We start from the raw sequence: 21263 nt of genomic DNA on the forward strand, positions 1-21263 counted from the left end.
CAGGTGCGGCATGGCGGGGCAGGACATACCGCAGGAGTATCTCGACGGCTACGCCCATATCCTCGCCGCCGCCTCCTCGACAGGGCGGCGGCTCACCCGCGACGAACTGGCGTCGCGGCGCGTGCTGGGGGAGCGGGCCGCCGAGGCCGGCCTCGGCCTCAGGGCCCTGATCGGCGCCCACCTCGCGGCGACCCGCGCCCACTGGCCCGCCGAGCGGGCGCTCTCCGTCGACAGCGCGCTGGCCGCCGCCGAACAGGCCGTGGACGCCTTCGCCGAGGGCTACGAACGCGCCCAGCGCCTGGCCGTCCGCCAGGAGGAGGCGGCCCGGCGCGAGTTCATCGACGATTTGCTCTACGGACGCAGCGACCTCGGCCTGCTCGCCGAACGCGCGGAACGCTTCGGGCTGCGCCTCTCCTTCGAACACGCCGTCGCCGTCGCCGAGGGCCCGAACGGATACGAGGAGGGGCACGCGGTCCCCCGTAAGGTCGAGCGGGCCCTGATCGGCCGGTTCGGCGACCGCAGCATCCTGCTCACCACCAAGGACGGCCGCCTGGTGTGCATCGCCCCGGGCGACCAGGACGAGGTCCTGGCCTTCTTCGCCAAGCATGCCTACGCCGCCACCGACGGCGGCCGCGTCGCCATCGGCCGCCCGCAGCCCGGCCCCGGCGGCGTCGTCCAGTCGTACGAGGAAGCGCTCAACGCCCTGGACCTCGCGGAGCGCCTGGAGCTCGACGACCCCGTGCTGCACGCGGCCGACCTGCTCGTCTACCCCGTCCTGACCCGCGACCGCCAGGCCATGGCCGACCTCGTGCTCAACACGCTCGGCCCGCTGGAGCGGGCCCGCGGCGGAGCGCAGCCGCTCATCGACACGCTCGCCGCGTACTTCGACTCGGGGTGCGTGGCCGCGGAGGCCGCCCGCCGTCTCGCGCTGAGCGTGCGCGCCCTGACCTACCGGCTGGAACGCATCCACAAGCTCACCGGCGCCAACCCCTCGGACCCCGTGCACCGTTACACCCTTCAGACCGCGGTGATCGGCGCGCGCCTGCTCGACTGGCCCTCGAAGCGGTTCTGGGGGCACGGCCGCCCCGACCTCAGCCCAGCCGCGGAATCTCGATCGCCGGGCAGCGGTCCATGACCATGTCCAGACCCGCCGCGCGCGTCCGTTCGTACGTCGCCTCGTCGATGACGCCGAGCTGGAACCACACGGCCCGCGCGCCGGCCGCGACCGCCTCGTCGGCGACCTGGCCCGCCAGGCCGCTGTTGACGAACACATCGACCACATCGACCTCGAACGGCACGGCGGACAGGGACGGATACCCCTGCTCGCCGTGGACCGTCTCGGCCTTGGGATGGATCGGCACGACACGCTTGCCGAAGCTTTGCAGGACGGCCGCGACGCCGTACGCCGGCCGGTCGCGATTGCCGGACAGGCCCACGACCGCCCAGGTGTCGCCCAGCTCCGTCAGGATCTTGCGCACCGTCTCCTGGTCGCCGTACATGACCTGCCTCCTCGGGGTTCGCGGCCGGATGCCGTCAGGGGCCGCGGGTCAGACGTTCACGCCGAAGTCCGTCGCGATGCCCCGCAGTCCACTGGCATAACCCTGGCCGACCGCGCGGAATTTCCACTCGGCGCCGTGGCGGTACAGCTCGCCGAAGACCATGGCGGTCTCCGTCGACGCGTCCTCGGAGAGGTCGTAGCGCGCGATCTCGACGCCGTCCGCCTGGTTCACCACGCGGATGAAGGCGTTGCGGACCTGGCCGAAGCTCTGGCCGCGGTTCTCGGCGTCGTGGATCGACACCGGGAAGACGATCTTCGTGATCTGGGCGGGCACCTGCGCGAGGTTCACCTTCACGGCCTCGTCGTCGCCCTCGCCCTCACCGGTGAGGTTGTCGCCGGTGTGCTCGACCGAACCGTCCGGACTCGTCAGGTTGTTGTAGAAGATGAAGTGCTGGTCGGAGACGACCTTGCCGGAGTCGTCGCAGAGCAGCGCGCTGGCATCCAGGTCGTAGTCCGTGCCCGTCGTGGTGCGCACGTCCCAGCCCAGACCGACCAGTACGGCGGTCAGGCCCGGGGCCTCCTTGCTGAGTGAGACGTTGCCGCCCTTGGCCAGGGAAACTCCCACGATGTCCTCCTGAGGTCCGAGTTACGCGTTCCGGGTGATAGCTCCGTAGAATCTACAGGAATGTAGAAGCTGGCGGGGTGGTCCGGGCCCGTTACGATATGGCGCTCCCGGCCGCCGAGGAGCGCGAAGAGGCTGGAGGGAGCCCCGGCATGGAGCATCACGACAAGCGCGAGGAGCGCCCGCAGAGGCTGCGCCGCCGCGCGCAGGGCGAGCTGGAGCAGCAGGTGCTCGCCGCGCTGCACGCCGCCCGCGGCCCGGTCGGCGCCGCCTGGGTGCAGGAGCGGATCGGCGGCGACCTCGCCTACACGACCGTGATGACGATCCTGACCCGCCTCCTCGCGAAGAACGTGGTGACCCGGGAGCGCGCGGGCCGGTCCTTCGCGTGGACGCCGGCCTCGGACGAGGCGGGGCTCGCCGCGTTCCGCATGCGCAAGGTGCTCGACGGCGAGAGCGACCGGGAGGCGGTCCTCGCCAGCTTCGTCACGACGCTCACCGCCGACGACGAGCAGCTCCTGCGGGAGCTGCTCGGGCGGGCGGGCGCCGAGACGGACGACTGACACCCGATGGGAGCTACCGCCTGATGGGCGTCTTCGTCTTCCTGCCGCTCGTGCTGCCGCTGACCGCCTGGCCGGTCGCCCGCCTCGCCGAACAGCATCTCCATCCGCGTACCGCCACGCGCGTGCTCACCGCCGTCGCCGGGGTGATGGCCGTGTGCAGCACGCTCTGCCTGGCGCTGCTCATGGTCGTCGGCACCGCCCAGCTGCCGGGCAACCCCCTGCCCGACGGCTGGTCCGACCCCGAGGTGCGGGCCGCCGTGCCCTACGACGAGATCGCGGGGAGGGCCGCCATTCCCGCGCTGCTCGCCGTGTGCGCCGCGTGCGCGCGCACCCTGTGGCGGCACGCGCGCGTACGGCGCCGGGGCCACCGCGCCCTCGAAGGCCTGCCCGGCACGTCCGTCGCCGTGCTGCCCGACGACGTGTCGTACGCCTACGCCCTGCCCTCGCGCCGCGGCGGCCGTGTCGTGGTCACCACCGGCATGCTGGCCCGGCTCGCGGCCCCGGAGCGGCGCGCGCTGTTCGCGCACGAGCGGGCCCATCTGGCCGCGCGCCACCACCGGCACCTGCTGGTCACGCGGTTGGCGGCCCGCGCCAATCCGTTCCTGCGGCCGCTGCGCACCTCGGTGGCCTTCACCGCGGAACGGTGGGCCGACGAGGAGGCGGCGCGGGCCGTGCGGGACCGGCGGACCGTCGCCCGCGCGATCGGCAAGGCCGCCCTCGTCTCGCGGGGCGCGCCCGCGCCGGCCCTCGCGGGGTTCGCCGCGCCGGGCCCCGTGCCGCGCCGCGTCGCCGCGCTGCTCGCCCCGCCGCCCGCGGCCCGCACGCGCCCCTCCCTGTTCACGGCGGTGGGACTCGCCCTGTGGTGCGCGGCGTTCGGCACCGTCGTGTCCGCGATGTCCTCGGCGAACTCCGCGGTCACGATGGTCCTCATCCTGCGCGCTGCCACGCCGCTCTGAACGGCTGTACGCAGTGGCTCCTATAGGTCGAACTCGTGCGGGGGCAGTTCGAGCGCGAAGCACGCTTCGCGCACCACGGCCTGCTCGTCCTTGTCGAAGTCGCCGTCGGCGCCGCCGATGACGATGCCTATCTGGATGACCGCGCGGGCCTCCGCGGGCTTCTTCTTCGCCTTGGCGACCTCCTGGAGGACGCTCACCTTGCCGAAGGCGAAGTCGGCGGTCAGCTTGTCGACATAGGCGTCGAAGCGGCGGCGCAGGTCGTCCGCCGGGAAGTTCTGCAACACCTCGTTCGAGCCGATGAGCTGGGCCACGCGGTGGCGCTCGGACGGGTCCACCGTGCCGTCGGCGGCCGCCACCAGGGCGCACATGGCCATGCTCGCGTCGCGGAAGGCGCCGCTCTTGAGATCGTTCTTCTTCGCCATCAGCTGGGTCTGCATCGTCGATGCGGATTCCTTGACGCGGTCCCACAGGGCCATGGAGAACTCCATACACGTATCGATAAATCAGTTTCTACAGCGGTGTAGAAACTACACTGCTGTAGAAACTACACCAGGGCGGTGACAGGCCCGGGTGGCGGGTTCACCCTTGCCCGGCGCCGGGCTGGAGCATCTGACCGGCCGCCAGTTCGCGGTACAGCGGGCTGTGGGAGAGCAGTTCCTCGTGACCTCCGCGAGCGGTGGCGCGACCGCCGTCGAGGACGACGATCTGGTCGGCGTGCTGCACGGTGGAGAGCCGGTGCGCGATCACCAGCAGGGCGCATTCACGCGCGACGTCCTTCATCACCGTGGTGAGGGCGGTCTCGTTGATCGCGTCGAGGTGGGAGGTCGGCTCGTCGAGCAGGAGCAGTCCGGGGCGGGCGAGCAGGGCGCGGGCCAGGGCGACGCGCTGGCGCTCGCCCCCCGAGAGGGTGTTGCCGCGGTCGCCGAGCAGACCGGCCAGACCGCCCGGCAACCGCCGTACGACGTCGTCGAGTTGCGCGAGTTCGATGACGCGCCGCACCTCGGCGTCGCTGGCGTCGGGTACGGCGTAGGTGATGTTGTCGCGCAGGGTGCCGTGGACGACGTGGGTGTTCTGATCGACCACGGCGATCCGCTCGCGGCATTCCGCGCGGGTCAGTTCGGTGGCGGGCCGCCCGTCGAAGAGGAGTACTCCGGAGTCCGGTTCGTAGAACCTGGCCACCAGAGCGAACACCGTGCTCTTCCCCGCACCCGACCGGCCGACCAGGGCCGTCTGACTCCGGTGGGGGACAGGGAAGGTGACGCCGCGCAGCACCGGCCGGCCGGGGGTGTAGCCGAAGGTGAGGTCCCGCAGAGCGAGGGCGGGCTCCTCGTGCGAAGGGGCGTGCGTGGGCGCCTCGCACGTGCGCGCCCGTACCGCCGGGCTGCCGGGGTGCGCGGGCTCCACGGGGAGATCCAGGGCCTGTTCGATGCGCTGGTAGGCGCCCATGCCGCGCTGGATCAGACCGACGGCGCGGAAGACCGACGACAGGGGCAGGACGAGGTAGGAGGCGTACAGCAGGAAGGCCACGAGGTCGCCGAGGGAGTTGGCGTGGCCGGCGACCCGCAGGCCGCCGATGACCAGGACGAGCAGGAAGGAACCCTGGACCGCCAGCTCGACCGCCGGGCTCATCACGGACGCGAGCTTCGCGGCCCGTACCCCCGCGTCGTGGGCGGAGTCGATGCGTTCGCCGACGCGCCGCGCCTCGCGGTCCTCGGCACGGTGGACGCGGACCATGGGCAGGGCGCCGAGCGCGCGCTCGAGGTCGGCGGCGATCGCGCCGACGGAACTCTGCATGTGCTCGGAGGCGGCGCGGATGCCCTTCAGCAGCGAGGCCACGACCGCGGCGGCGGTGGCCACGGTCAGGGCGACCAGGACGAGCAGCAGCGGGTCGATCCACATCATCAGGGCGATCGCTCCGGCGGCGACGAGGGCTCCCGTGACGAGGTCGACCAGGGCTTGGGAGACCACTTCCCTGAGCAGGGTGGTGTCGGTGGTCACGCGGGAGATCAGGTCGCCGGTGCGATGGTGGTCGTACTCCCGCATCTCCAGCCGCAGCAGTCGTGCGACGAGGCCGTGGCGGAGCTGCCGTACGACCCTTTCGCCCATGCGTTCCAGGACGAAGCGGCCCATCGCGCCGGTGGCGGCTTCGCTGATGAACAGCACGGCCAGGAGGATCAGCAGGGGCCAGAACGGCCGCCCCCGGTCGCCCGCGTCCACGATCTGCTTGGCGACGAGGGGCTGGGCGAGCCCGAGCACGGAGCCGACGAGGGTCAGCACGGTGGCCACGAGGATGGAGGGCCGGTGTCCTGTGGTGAGCCGGTACATGGTGGCGACCGCCGCCCGGGTCGAACGATCCGGTTCCTGTGGCGGCCGGTCCGGCTCCTGTGGTGACCGATCCGGCCCCTGCGTCCGGGAGTCCGTCATGGGCGGGACTGGTGGGGTCGGCGCTTCGCGGTCCGGGGCTCCACCGTGAGCAGCCGTGCGAAGTAGTCGTCGGGCGCGTCCTCGCCGATGGGCCGGCCCTCCGCCTCGATCCACGCGTGCGCGTTGAAGGGAGGCACCACGCTCGCCCCCGTGCACCACGTGGGCCAACTGCCCGTCAGCCGGCACAGCAGGGCGGCGCCCAACGAGCGGGGCAGACAGCCTTTCGGACCGGCGCAGAGCAGGCTGACCGCGCACATCGCGTCCCGCGCGCTCTTCGCCTGCGCGGCGGTGGCCGGGGCGGCTCCGCGGCGTACGACATCGAGGACGGCGCGGATCCGGCGCGGCGACAGCGAGGAGAGCACGACGGCGGGCAGCAGCACGAGCCGGGCGGCCAGACGCCGGGTGAAGGGAACGCCCGCGGGCCGTTCCAGGGCGCTCGGTGTCGTCATGAGGCCAGTCCCGACTCCCGCAGTTCCCGCACGAGAGCCGTGACGTCCTGTGTGGCGCGGGCCCGGTCGATGTCGAACTCCGTGACGAGCGCGTCGACGGCCGCCGCCTCCTCGCCACCGTCGAGGAGGGTCTTCACGACCAGGGTGCCGGTGGGATTCAGCTCCCAGTAGTCGCCGCTGCGCTGGTCCAGCAGAACTGTGCCGTAGTCGGTCTCCGCGGTGGAGACATCGGGGCCGAACCGCAGTGCCATAGCTGGTAACTGCCTTTCTCCGGGGGCGGCTTATCGGGTACGGGCGGGGGAGAGGCCCCGCAGCCACACTTCGGCGGCGATGGTGGAGTAGAGGATCGCGTCGCGCAGCCCGGGCGCGGAGGGCCGCTGCGCGAGGCGGCGCAGCGCGTCACCGTCGACCAGGCCGAGCTGTTCCAGCCTGGAGTCCTCCCACAGGGCCAGCAGGTCGGCGCGGTGCCTGCGCAGTCCGTCGGCGGCGTCCATGGCGGCCGCCGCCTTGGTGGTGCGCCGCAGACACTCCTCGGGCACGATGCCGCGCATCGCGGCGGTGAGGACGGGCTTGTACGACCAGGGCGTGACGCGTTCCTGCGGCCGGATCGCGAGGCACGCCTCGATGACGCGGTCGTCGAGGAACGGCGACGCCATCGGCACGCCGGCGCGGGCCGCCATGCGGTCCCATTGGCGGATGACGCGCGTGCAGGACCGGATCGCTTCCAGGTCGGTGTGCATACCGCGGTCCGGGTGCAGCGGCGTGACCGCCGCGGCGGCCTCCCGCAGCGCCCGCTGGACGACGCGTTCGGCGTCGGGCGTCACCCAGTCGAACAGCCGCGGCGGCATCCCCCAGGCGAGACTGGTGGTGACCGAGTCGGGGAGCGGGTCGCGAAGGTGACCGGCGGCATCGGCGAGGAACCTCCCGTACGAGCGGGATTCGGCCAGCGCCCGGACCGTGGCACCGAGCGGCCACTGCCACAGGGCCCGGAAGCCACGCAGCTGCCGCAGTGCGAACAGCGGTTCCGTGCGCGCGAGTCGGTGGTAGTACGCCTCGGAGCACCAGGCCACATGATCGCCGCCGATACCCGTGATGTGCAGTCGGCTGCCCCGCTCCGCCATTCCCGGCAGATGGTGCAGCACCCGCGAACGGTCCATGACGCCGATGGTCGGCTCGTCCAGCAGGTCATCGATGTCAAGGAGACCGTCGTAGACCAGAGGTGAGGCGTCCGCCTCCCACACCACGTGCTCGACATCCGGCAGGTGTTTCGCCGCCCGCTCGGCCCAGTGCAGATCGGTGTCGGCCGGATCGCGCCCCGGCCAGGTGCTGGCCACCACCTTGGCGGGGGACCGGTCGGCCAGGAAGCAGATGGAGGTCGAGTCCAGGCCCCCCGACAGGTCGCAACTGACCACACCGCCTTGCCGGGTGCGGGCGTCGACGGCCGTGGTGAGGGCCTCGCGGACCAGCGGGGCGCCGTCGGCGAGCGTACGGACGGGTTCGGGCGGGCTCCACCAGCGCGAGTGGCGTGCGGTTCGGCCGTCCGCGGCGACGATCAGCGCGTCCTGCGGTGGAACCGCGGTGACGGCCCGCCAGTGGGACGTTTCGAAGAGTGGATAGGGAACCGGCCACAGCAGCCCGACGGCGAGCTGCTCCTCGTCGGGATCGTGGCCGAGGGCGGCGGCGAGGACGTCGGCGCGGGTGGCGGCCACGCGCACTCCGTCCACGGCGGCGTGGAAGACCAGTCGGAGGCCGGACGCGGTGCCCTGCACCCGGAGTTGCTGGTCCATAGCGGCGACGAGGTGGAAGCTGCCGGGCAGGGAGCGGGCCAGCGCGTCCAGTTCGGCCAGGTCGCGCAACCGTCCTGCTCGGGCCTCCAGTTCGGTGGTGTCCACGGGGCAGCAGCCGATGACGGCCAGGGCGGTGCGGCCGGCGCTCGCCGTGACGATCTCCTGGTCGTCCCAGTGACCGACCAGCCACGGTCGGCCCGAGGGGTGCTTGAGGGTCCGCGTTCCGGGGTGGGCGAGGGACCGGGCCACGGCGGCCGCGTCCGCACGGTCACTGAAGACCGTGAAGTGCGCGTCGCCGGGGCCCGTCCCCGCACTCTCGTGCAGTTCAGTCATGACGTCGGGTCAGGGACCGTCGGTCGTCAGTTCTTGCTCAGGATGAGTCGGTCGTTGCCGGAGCGCCGCAGCAGCCCGGTCTTCTTCCGGAACGTCCCGAGCCGGACGAGTCCCGGCGCTTCGTAGGCCTTCTTCATGACTTCTCCTCAGGTAGAGGATGGGCGGCCGCTTCCCTGGTCGACGGTGCGCGAGGGCTCCGTCGGCCGATCCGGGGCTCATCGGGAACCCCGGGTGAGGACGTGGTCGCAGCTACCAAATAGCTGCACAGCCGGAACGCACGGCAAGACCAAGACAGAAAGTACGACAATACGAACAACGCATATGCGGCTGTGTGGCCACATTGCTACTTGTGGGTTTCGTCAGGGGTGCCGCACGATCCGACAACGCATGTACGAACAAGGTCAAAAAACGTTTCGACCTGCACACCAAAGGCCGGTGGACGGTCCTGCCGCGGACATGGGGAGGGCCCACGGCCGGGGGGCGCCGCCGGGGCGCATTCGGCTCCTTTGTTCGCGCTCCATCTTTTTCCGTCACCTCGGTCGCCGGGGCTCCGCGGCGGAGGTGCGAACTTCCGCGAGCTGCGCCACGAGCCCGCGCAACAACGCGTCGAGGCCCGCGTCGAACGCCTGCTCGGCACGCGCCGCCTTGTCGTGCTCGTGCTGGTGCGTGGCGTGCAGGGCGGCAGTGAGAGCCGGGACCCGGGGCCCTTGTCCCGAGGGGTCGATCATCGGCGGGGGCGCGACGAGGTCGAGCGCGGAGCCGAGCACGAAGGACTCCACGCTCGTCAGGACCGTCACCAGACGCTCGGACGGCCAGCCACCGCGGGCCAGCGCCTCCACCACCGACTCGTACATCGCGAGCATCGCCGGGGAACCGATCGTCGTCGTGACGAGGAGATCGATGGCCCGCGGGTGGCGCGCGAACGCGTCGCGGTACGAGCGCGCCCACGCGGCCACCGCGTCGGGCCAGGGCAGCACGGCGAACACGGAGACGTCGATCTCCTCGACGACCAGGCGCCGCACGCTCTCGATGACGGCGGCGCGGCCGTCCACGTGGTTGTACAGCGAGGCGGCCCGCACACCGAGCCGGCCGGCGAGCCGCGGCAGGCTGAACGCGCCGGCGCCCGCGGTGTCGATCATGGCAAGCGCCTCTCGCGCGATCAGGTCGGCGCTCAGCACCGGCCTGCTCGGGCGCCCCCTGCCCGCCCCTTCGCGACCTCTTCCCATGCCCTCTGCCCGCGCCCTCTTCTCCCGTGACCTCTTCCCAGGCACTTCCCTCGCAGAGTACGGTCCTGCCAGCCCGGACTAAAGGGTTTAGTTTTCTCGGCGATTCCACCCCCGTCGGCGCTTTCGACCCCGGGAGCACGCGCGTGACCGCACCCACTTCCCCCTTACCGCCACCCACCGCCACCCCCCAGGGTCTGAGCGACGCGGCCGTCGGCACCGGCGATCTGGTCTTCTTCGTCGTGGCGGCCGCGGCCCCGCTCACGGTCATGGCGGGCGTGGCCCCGCTGGCCATCGGCATGGCGGGACCCGCGGCGCCGCTCGGCTATCTCCTCTCGGGGCTGCTGCTGATCGTCTTCGCCGCCGGGTTCACGGCCATGAGCCGGTACGTGCGCAACGCCGGCGCTTTCTACGCGTACATCGGCAGGGGGCTCGGCCGCCCGACGGGAGCCGGATCCGCGTACGTCGCGCTCTTCTCGTACAACGCGATCGAGGTGGGCCTGCTCGCCGCCTTCGGATGGTTCACGGAATCGGGCTTCGAGGACCTCACCGCAGTCCATGTGCCCTGGTGGATCTGGGCGTTGGCCGGGCTGGGCGCCATCGGCGTGCTCGGCTATCTCAAAGTCACCCTCAGCGCCAAGGTCCTCGGCGCCGCCCTGGTCCTCGAAGTGCTGGTGCTGCTCGTCTTCGAAGCTGGCGTCCTCGCGCACGGCGGCGGTCCGCGCGGCCTCGACCTCGGGGCGCTGTCGCCCGCCCATCTCGGCGAGTCCGGGGTCGGCGGCATGTTCGTCCTCGCCATCGGCGCCTTCGTCGGCTTCGAGGCGACCGCGATCTACGCGGAGGAGGCGCGGCGACCGGAGCGGACCGTGCCGCGCGCCACCTACATCGCCGTGGCGTTCCTCGCGCTCTTCTACACCTTCACCGTCTGGATGATCATCAACGCGTACGGCAGTGATCGCGCCCAGGCGGTCGCGGACGGCAAGGGCGGCGCCGACATGGTGTTCTCCGCCACCGAGCGGTTCAGCGGAGCCTGGGCCGCCGACTCCATGCACGTACTGATCATCACCAGTGCCTTCGCCGCCACGCTCGCCTTCCACAACGGAGCCGCCCGCTACTTCTACGCGCTCGGCAGGGAGGGCCTCCTCCCGGGCCGCCTCGGCACCGTCTCCGTGAAGACACGGGCCCCGGCCGCGGCGGTCGTCACGCAGTCGGCCCTGGCGCTCACCGTGATCGTCGTGACGGTGGTCAGCGGGGCCGATCCGTACACCGTCACGTTCCTGTGGAGCAGCGGCTCCGGCATCCTCGGCGTGATGCTCATGCAGGCCCTCGCCGCCCTCGCCGTGTACGGGTTCTTCCGCCGCGACCGGCGCGCCCTGCCAGCGTGGCGGGTGGTCGTCGCCCCGTTGCTCGCCTGCGCGGGCCTCGCCGTCATGATCGTCCTCGTCTGCGCCCACCTCGACCTGCTCACCGGCGCCTCCGCAGGCGTGAACACGGCCCTGATCATCCCGCTGCCGGCGCTGTTCGTCATCGGCGCCGCGCTGGCCCTTCGTATGAAGACGCGCGATCCGGTCGCGTACGAGCGGCTGACGACGGTGGACGGCGAGCACGTCTGAACCCCCGGCCCACCCCGGCCCACCCCGGTCCCCCCGGCCCGAGCGAACGCGAGCAAGGAGAAGACGTGACGACCCTGGTCTTCCTCGGCCCCACCCGCACCGGCAGCCACCCCGGCCACGACGCCACGGCGCTCGCCGTGCGCGACGGCAAGGTCCTCGCGCTCGGCGACGAGGCCCGCGCCCTCGTCACCACCGCCGACGAGGTCGTCGACATCGGGGACGGGCTGCTGATGGCCGCCTTCGGAGACGGTCACGCCCACCCGCTCCTCGGCGGTCTGGAGAGCTTCGGACCACAGATCAAGGAACTCGCGTCCATCGCGGCGGTCGTCTCCGAAGTCGCGCGATGGGCCGAGGAGCACCCGCGGGCCGAGTGGATCGTCGGCGCCTCCTACGACCCCGCGCTCGCGCCCGACGGGGAGTTCGACGCCCGCTGGCTGGACGCGGCGGTACCCGACCGGCCCGTCGTGCTGCGCGCCCACGACTACCACACCGTCTGGTGCAACACCGAGGCGCTGCGCCGGGCCGGGGTGAGCGAGCGGACCCCGGAGCCGCGCCTCGGCCGGATCGTGCGCCGCCCCGACGGCACCCCTCTGGGGACGCTGCGCGAATGGCACGCCTGCGACCTCGTGCTCGACCAGGTCCCCTCGCGCGCGACGGACGACCTCGTCGAGGCGGTGCGCCGCGCCGGGCACGCGTACGCGCGCGCGGGCATCACCTGGGTCCAGGACGCCTGGGTCGAACCGGAGATGGCGGACGCCTATCTCGCCGCCGCCCGGCGTGACGCCCTGGCCTTCCGCGTCGACCTCGCCCAGCGCGCGGACCCCGACCGCTGGCGCGCGCAGCTCAAGCCGTTCGCCGAGACACGCGCGCGAGTGGCCGCGGAGGGCGGCGAGCTGCTGACCGCGCGGACGGTGAAGTTCTTCAGCGACGGCGTCGTCGAGGGCGGCACCGCCGCCATGCTCGCCCCCTATCTGGACGCGCCCCACAGCTGCGGCATGCCCGTGTGGGAGCCCCGAGCGCTCGCCGACGCGGTGCGGGCCTTCGACGCCCTGGGCTTCCGGACGCACATCCACGCGATCGGTGACGCGGGCGTACGCGCCTCGCTCGACGCGATCGAGTCCGCGATCGACGCCAATCCCGCCTGGGACCGGCGCCCGGTCATCACTCACGTACAGGTGGTCGACCCCGCCGACCTGCCCCGGTTCGCACCCCTCGGCGTCATCGCCAACTTCGAACCCCTCTGGGCGCAGCCCGACCCGCTCCAGACCGAGCTGTCCGTACCGCGGATCGGCGCGCGCCGGGCGGCCCTCCAGTACCCCATGGGCGAGCTGGCGCGGGACGGCGTCCGCCTGTCCTTCGGCAGCGACTGGCCCGTCAGTTCGCACGTACCGCTGGAAGGAATCCAAGTGGCCGTCACCAGGCGCACGTTCACGGGGGAGCCGGAAGAGGGCTGGATCCCCCACCAGCGGCTCACCGTCGAACAGGCACTCACGGCGGCCACCACCGGGGTCGCCCACCAGGCGGGCGCGGACGACCGGCTGCACCTCGCGCCGGGCGCCCCCGCCGACCTGGTCCTGCTCTCCGCCGACCCGCGCGCCGTCGACCCCATGGCGATCCGCCACGCGCGCGTGCTGGGCACCTGGCTGGGAGGCCGCCCCACGTACCGGGCGGCGGCTACGCGTGCGCCGCGGGCGCGGTGACCGGCAGGACGATGGCCGTGGCGGCCACCCCCGCGCGCACGATCCACTGCCCCGAGAACACCTTCAGTTCGACGCCCTCCACCACGGGCCCCTCCACGAGCAGCCGCGCGGAGAACGTCCCGTCCGGGTCCAGCTCCACCCGGGCCTCCTCGAAGCCGAGCCAGCGCCCGGTGAGCGGGAACCACGTCTTGTAGACGGACTCCTTGGCGCTGAACAGCAGCCGGTCCCAGGGCGTGTCCGGGTACCGGGCGCCGAGTGCGGCGAGCGCCGCCCGCTCCGTCTCGTCGGCGATCATCTTCAGGACGTCCGGGTCGCGCAGCGGCGCGGCGGGCTCCGCGTCGATGCCGAGCGAGGTCACCTCACCGGCCCGCGCCACGACCGCCGCGCGGTACCCGTCGCAGTGCGTCATGCTCCCGACGACGCCGGCCGGCCAGCGGGGCGCGCCCCGCTGGCCCGGCAGGATCGGGGCGGGCGGTACGCCGATGCGGCCGAGCGCGGCGCGGGCGCAGTGCCGCACGGTGGTGAACTCGTCGCGCCGCTTGGCCACCGCGTTCGCCACCACCGCCTCCTCCTCCGGGAAGAGCACGGCGTCGGCCGGGTCGTGATGGGTCTCGACGACGGTGACCGGCACGGCGGCCAGCAAGGAGACCAAGGGGCCGGAGGCTTCCGGCACTTGGGGCACGGGTATCGAGGGTGACGTCACGAGGGATCACCGTACCCGGCGCACGGCACGCGCGCGTGGACAGTGACCTGCGCCACCCGGCTCCGCTCCCGGCTGCGGACGGCCCCCGCACCCGGTTCCGCTCCCGGCTGCGGACGGCCCCCACGCAGCGCCTACGCTGGTCAGATGCAGGACGAATACCGCACAGTGGCCCGCGAGGGCGTGCACGAGACCGAGGTCAACCGCTCGCGCTTCCTGTGCGCCCTGGCACCCGCGGCCACCGAGCGGGAGGCCCAGGACTTCGTCGCGCGCATCCGCAAGGAGCACCCGACGGCCAGCCACAACTGCTTCGCGTACGTCATCGGGGCCGACGCGGCGATCCAGAAGGCCAGTGACGACGGCGAGCCCGGCGGCACCGCGGGCGTCCCGATGCTCCAGATGCTCACCCGCCGCGACATGCGGTACGTCGCCGCGGTCGTGACCCGCTACTACGGAGGCGTCAAGCTCGGCGCGGGCGGACTCATCCGTGCGTACGGAGGCGCGGTCGGCGAGGCACTCGACGCTCTCGGCACCGTCACCCGCCGCCGCTTCCGCCTCGCCACCGTCACCGTCGACCACCAGCGGGCGGGCAAGGTCCAGAACGATCTTCGGGCGGCCGGCCGTGCGGTGCGTGACGTTCGTTACGGCGACGCGGTCACCATCGAGATCGGCCTCCCGGACGCCGACGTGGACGCCTTCCGGGGCTGGCTGGCCGACGCCACCGCGGGCAGCGCGGTGTTGGAGCTGGGAGGAGAGGCGTACGGCGACGCCTGACGCGCGCCGCCCCCGCGCGGCCGGGGCCCAGGACGGCGGCGGTTACGGAAGGAGCCGCCCGTGATGTCCGACCCGCCCGTTAGTCTCGGGGATCATGAGGCTGCTGCACACGTCCGACTGGCATCTGGGCCGCTCGTTCCACCGCGTGAACATGCTGGACGCCCAGGCCGCGTTCATCGCTCACCTGGTGGCGACCGCCCGCGAGCGCGAGGTCGACGCCGTCCTGGTGGCCGGGGACGTGTACGACAGGGCGGTGCCGCCGCTCGCCGCGGTCGAGCTGTTCGACGACGCCCTGCACCGGCTCGCGGACCTCGGCGTGCCGACGGTGATGATCTCCGGGAACCACGACTCGGCACGCCGCCTCGGCGTCGGCGCGGGCCTCATCGGCCGCGCGGGCATCCACCTGCGCACCGACCCCGCCGCCTGCGCGGAGCCCGTCATCCTCGCCGACGACCACGGGGACGTGGCCTTCTACGGCCTGCCCTACCTCGAACCCGCTCTGGTCAAGGAGGAGTTCGCGGTGGCCAAGGCAGGGCACGAGGCGGTCATCGGGGCCGCCATGGACCGGGTGCGCGCCGACCTCGCCACCCGCGCGCGGGGCACCCGTTCCGTCGTCCTCGCCCACGCCTTCGTCAGCGGCGGGCAGATCAGCGACAGCGAGCGGGACATCACCGTCGGCGGGGTCGCCGCGGTCCCCGCCGCGGTCTTCGAGGGCGTCGACTACGCGGCGCTCGGTCACCTGCACGGCAGCCAGACGCTCACCGCGCGCGTGCGCTACTCCGGCTCCCCGCTGCCGTACTCCTTCTCCGAAGCCGACCACCGCAAGAGCATGTGGCTCGTCGACCTCGGACCCGAGGGCAAGATCGAGGCCGAGCGCGTCGACTGCCCGGTACCGCGCGCGCTCGCCCGCATCCGCGGCACCCTCGACGAACTCCTCGACGACCCCGGCCTCGCCCGCCACGAGGAGGCGTGGGTCGAGGCCACCCTCACCGACGCGGTCCGCCCCGACGACCCCATGGCCCGCCTCTGCGAGCGCTTCCCGCACACGCTCAGCCTCGTCTTCGACCCCGCCCGGGCACCGGAGGACCCGGACGTCTCGTACGCCCAGCGCCTCCAGGGCCGCAGCGACCAGCAGGTCGCCGAGGACTTCGTGGCCCATGTGCGCGGTGCCGGGCCCGACGCGCACGAGCAGGCGGTGCTGCGCTCCGCCCTCGACGCGGTCCGCGTCGACGACACCCTGCACGAGGTCGCCCGATGAGACTCCACCGGCTCCGGATCACCGCCTTCGGGCCCTTCGGCACCACCCAGGACATCGACTTCGACGACCTCTCCGCCGCCGGGATCTTCCTGCTGCACGGCCCGACCGGCGCGGGCAAGACCTCCGTCCTCGACGCCGTCTGCTACGCCCTGTACGGATCGGTGCCCGGGGCACGCCAGGGCAGCGGGCAGGGCATGACGCTCCGCAGCGACCACGCCCCGCAGGGCACGCGCACCGAGGTGAGCCTCGAACTGACCGTCGCCGGGCGCCGTTTGGAGATCACCCGCCAGCCACCCTGGGCACGCCCCAAGAAGCGCGGCACGGGCACGACCACGGAGAAGGCGCAGAGCTGGCTCCGCGAGAGCACTCCGGAAGGCGGCTGGAAGGACCTGAGCCGCTCCCACCAGGAGATCGGCGAGGAGATCAGCCAACTGCTCGGCATGAGCAAGGAGCAGTTCTGCCAGGTCGTACTGCTTCCCCAGGGCGACTTCGCGCGCTTCCTGCGCGCGGACGCGGAGGCGCGGGGCAAGCTGCTCGGGCGCCTCTTCGACACCCGTAGGTTCGCCGCCGTCGAACAGCGCCTCGCCGAGCAGCGGCGCACCACAGAGGCCGAGGTCAAGGACGGCGACGCGGCGCTCCTCGCCGACGCCCACCGCATGCAGCAGGCCGCGGCGGACGACGGCCGGGACGCCGAACTGCCCCTTCCCGACCTCGCGCCCGGCGACCCGGGCCTCGCCACCGAGGTCCTCACCTGGGCCGCCGTCGCCCGCGCGGGAGCGCGCGAACGCCTCGACATCGCGCACTGCGCGCTCACCGCCGCCGAATCGGCGCAGGCCGCCGCGGAGCGCCGACTCGGTGACGTACGCGAACTCGACCGGCTCCAGAGCCGGTTCGCCGAGGCACAGGAGCGCGCCGCGCGGCTCCACGCGCGCGCGGAGGAGCAGCGGGAGTGCGAGCAGCGCCTGGAGCGGGCGCGCAAGGCCGAGAAGGTCGCCCCCGCACTCGGGCTGCGCGACGCTGCCGAGGCGGAGCACCGCAGGGCCGCGCAGGAGGAGGCACGCGCGCGTGGCCGCCTCCCCGAGACCTTCGAGTCCGCGGGGGCGTCCAATCTCGCCGCCGCCGCGCGCAAGGCCGCCGAGGAGCTGGGCGGCCTGGGAGCGGCCCGGCGCGCCGAGCAGCGGCTCACCGATATCACCGCCGAGCGCGCCGCCCTGGGCCGACAGGAGCGCGCCGACGACGAGATCTCGCGAGACGCGGCGGGCTGGCTGGAGAGCTGGGAGACCACACGGGGCGCCCTCCAGGAGCGCATCGAATCCGCCCAGGAGGCCGCGACCCGCGCCGAGCGGCTCGCGGGGCGCCTCGAACCTGCCCGGACCCGGCTGGACGCGGCCCGCCGCCGCGACCGGCTCGTCCAGGACGCGGCGGCGGCACAGGACCGGGCCCTGACGGCCCGCGAGCACGCCACCAGTACGCACGAAGACTGGCTCGCCCTCAAGGAACAGCGCCTCACCGGCATCGCGGCCGAACTCGCCGCGCACCTGACGGACGGCGAACCGTGCGCGGTGTGCGGGGCGACGGAACACCCCGACCCCACCCGCAAGACCGCCGGGCACGTGGACCGCGGCGCGGAGGAGGAAGCGCTCGCCGCCCACCGCGCGGCGCTGGAGTCCCGCACGGCCGCCGAGCGCGAACTGAGCGACGTACAGGCCTCGCTGGCGGCGGCGACAGCGGCCGCACGAGGCAGTGGCACGGGGGCGGACGAGCCGGGGAACACCGACCCGGCCGTCGATGAACTCTCCGCGGCGGTAGAGGAGCTGCGCCGCTCCCACGCCGAAGCACGCGACCGGGCCTCCGGGCTGCACGCCGCCCGCGAGGCGCTCGCGCGGGCCGAGCGGGAGTACGACCGCAGGGTCGCCGAGCAGCAGGAGGCCGCACGCCGCGCGGCATCGAGGGCCACCCTGCGCGAGGCCCTCGACCGCGAACAGGAGTCCCTGGAGGCGGAGTTGGCCCACGCGCGCGGGGCCACCGGCAGCGTCGCGGCCCGCGCCGCCCAGCTGGAGCGGCAGACGGCCCTGCTCACAGAGGCCGCGGACGCCGCCCGCGCCGCGGACGAGACGGCCGAACGCCTCAAGGCGGCGGACGCGCGACTCGCCGACGCGGCTTTCCGCGCCGGGTTCGACACGCCGGTGGCCGCGGCCGAGGCCCTGCTCGACGACGCCCGGCACCGCGACCTCCAGCACCGCATCGACGCCTGGCGGAACGAGGAGGCCGCGGTGCGCGCCGTCCTCGCCGAACCGGACACGGCCGCCGCCGCGCGGCGGCCACCCGCCGACCTGCCGGCGGCGCGGGCCGAGGCCGAGACCGCGGGGCGGCGCCTTCGGGCCGCCGCGTCCGCGCGCGACGCCGCGGCCCGGCGCTGCGCCGAACTCGACCGGCTCTCCGCCCGCACCGTCGAGGGGACGCGCAGACTGGCCCCACTGCGCGCCGCGTACGACCGGGTGGCGCGGATGGCCGGCCTCACCGCGGGCACCTCGGCGGACAACGAACGCAGGATGCGCCTGGAGTCGTACGTACTGGCCGCCCGCCTCGAACAGGTGGCCGCTGCCGCGACGGTCCGGCTGCGACGGATGTCGTCGGGGCGGTACACCCTCGTGCACTCCGACGACCGTACGGGACGCGGCCGTTCCGGCCTCGGCCTGCACGTGGTCGACGCGTGGACCGGCCGCGAGCGCGACACGGCGACGCTCTCGGGCGGCGAGACCTTCTTCGCCTCCCTCGCACTCGCGCTCGGCCTCGCCGACGTGGTCACGGACGAGGCGGGCGGCGTACGCCTCGACACGCTCTTCATCGACGAGGGCTTCGGCAGCCTGGACGACCAGACCCTGGACGAGGTCCTCGACGTCCTGGACTCCCTGCGCGAGCGCGACCGCAGCGTCGGAATCGTCAGCCACGTCGCTGACCTGCGGCGACGCGTGCACGCGCAGCTGGAGGTGGTGAAGGGGCGGGGCGGATCGTCCGTACGGCAGCGGGGTGGGGTCTGAGGGCTCAGAACTGAGTACGGCTACTCATGCGCGAGGTGTGAGCGCCGTCTACCTTCGCGATATGCCTGCAAAGTCACCCACTTCCGGCAGTAGGGGGCCGGTCTGCTGCCTGCTGTTCACTGCCCTGCCGCTCGTCTGGTTGGTCGCCGCTCCCATCCTGCCGGAGCGGGTCTCTTGGTTTCCGTTCTGGTTGGGTGCTGTGATCTGGAATGGGACGGGCGGCCAAGGCGGTGTCAGCGGCCTGTTCGGCTGACGGCCTCCCCAAGGTGACGCCCGGCCCGCCCTGACGGTGGGTGAACTCCTCAGTAGGAGGCGTTCTTCCTGCCGCGCGGGTGCGCGCTGCTGCGTCGCGCCGTGGCGACGAGGCAGGCTACGACGGCGCCTGTCAGTCCTCCGAAGAGCAGGCCGCCGACGGGGTCGGTGTCATCGGCCCACGAGAGGGCGACCGCGACGGCGCACCATGCCACGCCGACGGCCAGGGCGACGCGGTCACCGTTGATCGTGCGCCATACGGACCGTCGGTGGGACCGCTTCGTCAGCCAGATCTCGACGAGGACGAAGACGGCGATGAGCGCGAGCCAGAGGAACGTCATCGGGATACACCTTTCTCCGCGTGGATGTCAGCGGCAGTAGCCGTCGCCCTGCTTGCCCGAGTACTCGCCGGGCTTCCCGTAGCTCTTGATCTTCAGGCACTTCTTGTGGGACTGGGCGATGTTGGCCATCGTGGTGATCGCGGCAACGGTGATGCCGGCGGCGGTGGTGAACCCGGCGGGTATCGACGCGATGATGGTGGCGGCGAGCCCGCCTCCAAGAGCGATCTTCCGGGTTTCGCTCTTGTTGAAGTAGACCGTTCCGCTGACGATGCCCCAGGTGTAGTGGGGGTCGGCGACCACGGGGAAGGCTGTGGTGCTGTTGGTGTCGATGCGCTGCACCAAGGTGCCGCCTTCCAGCTTGTAGCTGGTGGCGACGTCCTCGCCGTTGGCGTCCTTGGCCCAAGGCGCCGAGATGGTGCCCTTGAGCACGGTGGAGCCCTCGCCGCTGTCCTGGAAGATGTCGTAGCCGCCGCTGTCGTTGGCGGCCAGGTGCGTCCCGGTCGGCATCTGGAGGTCAAAACGCTGCTCGGTGGGAGCGTTCTTGTCCTTGAGCGTGACGAGCGTACGGGCACCGCCCTCGGTGGTGGGCTGGACGGCGAGGTCGGTGGAGTCGGCGGCGTCGGGATAGACGATGGTCCCGGAGCCCGCCCTGACGCCCTCGACGCTCTTCGTTCGAGACAGGCCGAGCCCGAATGCCGTGCCGTCAGGAGCCGTGGTTGTCACGTTTCCGGTGGCGTCTTCGGGGGCTTGCACGGTCACGGTGCCGCTCTCGGTCTTCGTGACGCTCCGCGCGGCCGCGCCGTGTGCGGCGGAGGAGGCGGCCAAGTCCTGCGTACCAGTGACCCGTTCGATGCCTGCGGCTGCTTCCTGGCCGCGCTGGTCCAGAGTCTCGGCGGAGGCCGTCGGGGCGATCGCGATGACGAGCGAGGTGGCGGTCACTGCGGCGACCAGGCCGGTCGCGGTGCGCTGACGGTGATTCATGATGCCCTTTCGGGATGGCGTTTCCTATGCGTCGGCGCATGAAGCCGGGTGGAAGCTCCCGCGCCGAGATGATCTTGAAGGACCTGTGTCATATGCCGCAACCGAGATGAACAGTGTTTATCGGATCTAAATAAGAAATGGGACCAAAGTCCCTCATGAGGGACTTTGGTCCCGACAGTGCGCCGCCGGGCACGCGGGGGCGCGACGGCCACGCGATAACCGGAAGACGGACATGATCGCTCAGAGGTCGGGAAACCCGCATGGCAGCCCTTCGGAGATCCGAGAGCGAAAGGGAGAGTGCCATGGACGCCGAACGCAAGCACCTGCGAGGCGAAGCCGGACTGAACATCTTGGCCGTCGAACAGACCTGGAATTTCGAGGGTGAACTGAGTGATGTGACGGAGGCGCGCGAGTGCGCGGACGTCTTCCTCCGTGATCTGGCGTGTGTGAAGCCGCAGTCCTCACCGGAGGCGCACGACGATGTGCTGCTCGCGGTCACCGAGCTGGCCTCGAACGCCTTCACCTACGCACCCGGGCCGTTCAGCCTCCGTCTGTGCGCGATGGCCGACACCGTCGAGATCGCCCTGACCGATACCAACCCCACAGCGCCGAAGCCCCGTTTCGCCGATCTCACGGGTTGCGGCGGCATTGGGTGGCACCTGATCAACGCCCTGGCCGAGCAGACCATCACCGTGCCGGAAGGGGAGGGCAAGACCGTGCACGCCTTCCTCCCCTGGTGATCGCCCTGGTG

Annotated in this window: 21 protein-coding genes; 9 read left to right on the forward strand and 12 right to left on the reverse strand. The window is 72.5% G+C overall.

What is annotated here, in order from left to right; genetic code table 11:
- Nucleotides 1-10: 10 nt before the first annotated feature.
- Nucleotides 11-1135 carry a PucR family transcriptional regulator gene (locus IG54_RS0103290; protein WP_078593655.1) on the forward strand — a complete coding sequence of 375 codons (1125 nt, stop codon included), beginning with the start codon at nucleotides 11-13 and terminating at the stop codon, nucleotides 1133-1135.
- Here IG54_RS0103290 and IG54_RS0103295 read toward each other — a convergent pair.
- Together IG54_RS0103295 and IG54_RS0103300 are read right to left on the reverse strand one after the other, a co-directional pair.
- Nucleotides 1092-1499 (reverse strand): CoA-binding protein, encoded by a 408-nt coding sequence (locus IG54_RS0103295; protein ID WP_030777055.1) that lies wholly within the window; start codon nucleotides 1497-1499, stop codon nucleotides 1092-1094. The genes IG54_RS0103290 and IG54_RS0103295 overlap by 44 nt on opposite strands.
- 48 nt (nucleotides 1500-1547) lie before the next feature.
- The gene (locus IG54_RS0103300; protein ID WP_030777057.1) at nucleotides 1548-2123 is read right to left on the reverse strand and encodes a TerD family protein; all 576 of its coding nucleotides are present in this window, start codon (nucleotides 2121-2123) and stop codon (nucleotides 1548-1550) included.
- A 149-nt stretch (nucleotides 2124-2272) separates the two neighbouring features.
- On the opposite strand from IG54_RS0103300, the gene IG54_RS0103305 reads away from it, so the two are divergent.
- Nucleotides 2273-2680, forward strand: a complete 408-nt coding sequence (locus IG54_RS0103305; protein WP_030777060.1) for a BlaI/MecI/CopY family transcriptional regulator — start codon at nucleotides 2273-2275, stop codon at nucleotides 2678-2680.
- A 23-nt stretch (nucleotides 2681-2703) separates the two neighbouring features.
- Entirely contained in the window at nucleotides 2704-3636 is a 933-nt protein-coding gene (locus IG54_RS0103310) for a M56 family metallopeptidase (protein WP_030777062.1), read from the forward strand.
- 20 nt (nucleotides 3637-3656) lie between these two features.
- Here the strand turns inward: IG54_RS0103310 and IG54_RS0103315 are convergent, their stop codons facing one another.
- The 7 genes from IG54_RS0103315 to IG54_RS0103345 form a co-directional block, all read right to left on the reverse strand.
- Nucleotides 3657-4112 carry a tellurite resistance TerB family protein gene (locus IG54_RS0103315; RefSeq protein WP_030777064.1) on the reverse strand — a complete coding sequence of 152 codons (456 nt, stop codon included), beginning with the start codon at nucleotides 4110-4112 and terminating at the stop codon, nucleotides 3657-3659.
- Nucleotides 4113-4215: 103 nt separating this feature from the next.
- Entirely contained in the window at nucleotides 4216-5961 is a 1746-nt protein-coding gene (locus IG54_RS0103320; RefSeq protein ID WP_051819233.1) for an ABC transporter ATP-binding protein, read from the reverse strand.
- Nucleotides 5962-6056: 95 nt separating this feature from the next.
- A complete protein-coding gene (locus IG54_RS0103325; protein ID WP_030777069.1) occupies nucleotides 6057-6509 on the reverse strand; it encodes a lasso peptide biosynthesis B2 protein in 453 nt (150 codons plus the stop codon).
- Nucleotides 6506-6760: a lasso peptide biosynthesis PqqD family chaperone gene (locus tag IG54_RS0103330; protein ID WP_030777072.1), complete on the reverse strand. Its 255-nt coding sequence runs from the start codon at nucleotides 6758-6760 to the stop codon at nucleotides 6506-6508. The genes IG54_RS0103325 and IG54_RS0103330 overlap by 4 nt, the downstream gene beginning before the upstream one ends.
- Nucleotides 6761-6790: 30 nt before the next feature.
- Entirely contained in the window at nucleotides 6791-8629 is a 1839-nt protein-coding gene (locus IG54_RS0103335) for a lasso peptide isopeptide bond-forming cyclase (RefSeq protein ID WP_030777075.1), read from the reverse strand.
- 26 nt (nucleotides 8630-8655) lie between these two features.
- The gene (locus IG54_RS41170) at nucleotides 8656-8766 is read right to left on the reverse strand and encodes a keywimysin-related RiPP (RefSeq protein WP_106976935.1); all 111 of its coding nucleotides are present in this window, start codon (nucleotides 8764-8766) and stop codon (nucleotides 8656-8658) included.
- 393 nt (nucleotides 8767-9159) lie between these two features.
- Nucleotides 9160-9768, reverse strand: a complete 609-nt coding sequence (locus IG54_RS0103345; RefSeq protein ID WP_158708782.1) for a TetR/AcrR family transcriptional regulator — start codon at nucleotides 9766-9768, stop codon at nucleotides 9160-9162.
- A 230-nt stretch (nucleotides 9769-9998) separates the two neighbouring features.
- Here IG54_RS0103345 and IG54_RS0103350 point away from each other — a divergent pair, with 230 nt between their 5' ends.
- Both IG54_RS0103350 and IG54_RS0103355 read left to right on the forward strand, forming a co-directional pair.
- On the forward strand, nucleotides 9999-11465 hold the full coding sequence (locus tag IG54_RS0103350) for an APC family permease (RefSeq protein WP_030777079.1): 1467 nt from the start codon (nucleotides 9999-10001) through the stop codon (nucleotides 11463-11465).
- Nucleotides 11466-11530: 65 nt separating this feature from the next.
- Nucleotides 11531-13165 (forward strand): amidohydrolase, encoded by a 1635-nt coding sequence (locus IG54_RS0103355; RefSeq protein WP_030777082.1) that lies wholly within the window; start codon nucleotides 11531-11533, stop codon nucleotides 13163-13165.
- On the opposite strand, the gene IG54_RS0103360 is transcribed toward IG54_RS0103355, so the two are convergent.
- Nucleotides 13140-13817, reverse strand: a complete 678-nt coding sequence (locus IG54_RS0103360) for a 4'-phosphopantetheinyl transferase superfamily protein (RefSeq protein WP_030777083.1) — start codon at nucleotides 13815-13817, stop codon at nucleotides 13140-13142. The genes IG54_RS0103355 and IG54_RS0103360 overlap by 26 nt on opposite strands.
- Nucleotides 13818-14012: 195 nt before the next feature.
- On the opposite strand from IG54_RS0103360, the gene IG54_RS0103365 reads away from it, so the two are divergent.
- The 3 genes from IG54_RS0103365 to IG54_RS0103375 all read left to right on the forward strand — a co-directional run bounded on the left by IG54_RS0103365 (nucleotide 14013) and on the right by IG54_RS0103375 (nucleotide 18938).
- On the forward strand, nucleotides 14013-14639 hold the full coding sequence (locus IG54_RS0103365) for a YigZ family protein (RefSeq protein ID WP_030777085.1): 627 nt from the start codon (nucleotides 14013-14015) through the stop codon (nucleotides 14637-14639).
- Between the two features lie 94 nt (nucleotides 14640-14733).
- Nucleotides 14734-15897: an exonuclease SbcCD subunit D gene (locus IG54_RS0103370; RefSeq protein WP_030777089.1), complete on the forward strand. Its 1164-nt coding sequence runs from the start codon at nucleotides 14734-14736 to the stop codon at nucleotides 15895-15897.
- Nucleotides 15894-18938, forward strand: a complete 3045-nt coding sequence (locus IG54_RS0103375; protein ID WP_030777091.1) for an AAA family ATPase — start codon at nucleotides 15894-15896, stop codon at nucleotides 18936-18938. The genes IG54_RS0103370 and IG54_RS0103375 overlap by 4 nt, the downstream gene beginning before the upstream one ends.
- A 302-nt stretch (nucleotides 18939-19240) precedes the next feature.
- On the opposite strand, the gene IG54_RS0103380 is transcribed toward IG54_RS0103375, so the two are convergent.
- Together IG54_RS0103380 and IG54_RS39065 are read right to left on the reverse strand one after the other, a co-directional pair.
- Nucleotides 19241-19531, reverse strand: coding sequence for a hypothetical protein (locus tag IG54_RS0103380; protein ID WP_030777095.1), 291 nt, complete (start codon nucleotides 19529-19531; stop codon nucleotides 19241-19243).
- Nucleotides 19532-19558: 27 nt separating this feature from the next.
- A complete protein-coding gene (locus IG54_RS39065; protein WP_051819235.1) occupies nucleotides 19559-20512 on the reverse strand; it encodes a hypothetical protein in 954 nt (317 codons plus the stop codon).
- 302 nt (nucleotides 20513-20814) lie between these two features.
- Between IG54_RS39065 and IG54_RS0103390 the strand changes: the two genes are divergently transcribed.
- Entirely contained in the window at nucleotides 20815-21252 is a 438-nt protein-coding gene (locus IG54_RS0103390) for an ATP-binding protein (RefSeq protein WP_030777099.1), read from the forward strand.
- Nucleotides 21253-21263 lie beyond the last annotated feature (11 nt).

The sequence above is a fragment of the Streptomyces sp. NRRL S-920 genome (assembly GCF_000717945.1).
Classification (GTDB): Bacteria; Actinomycetota; Actinomycetes; order Streptomycetales; family Streptomycetaceae; genus Streptomyces; species Streptomyces alboniger.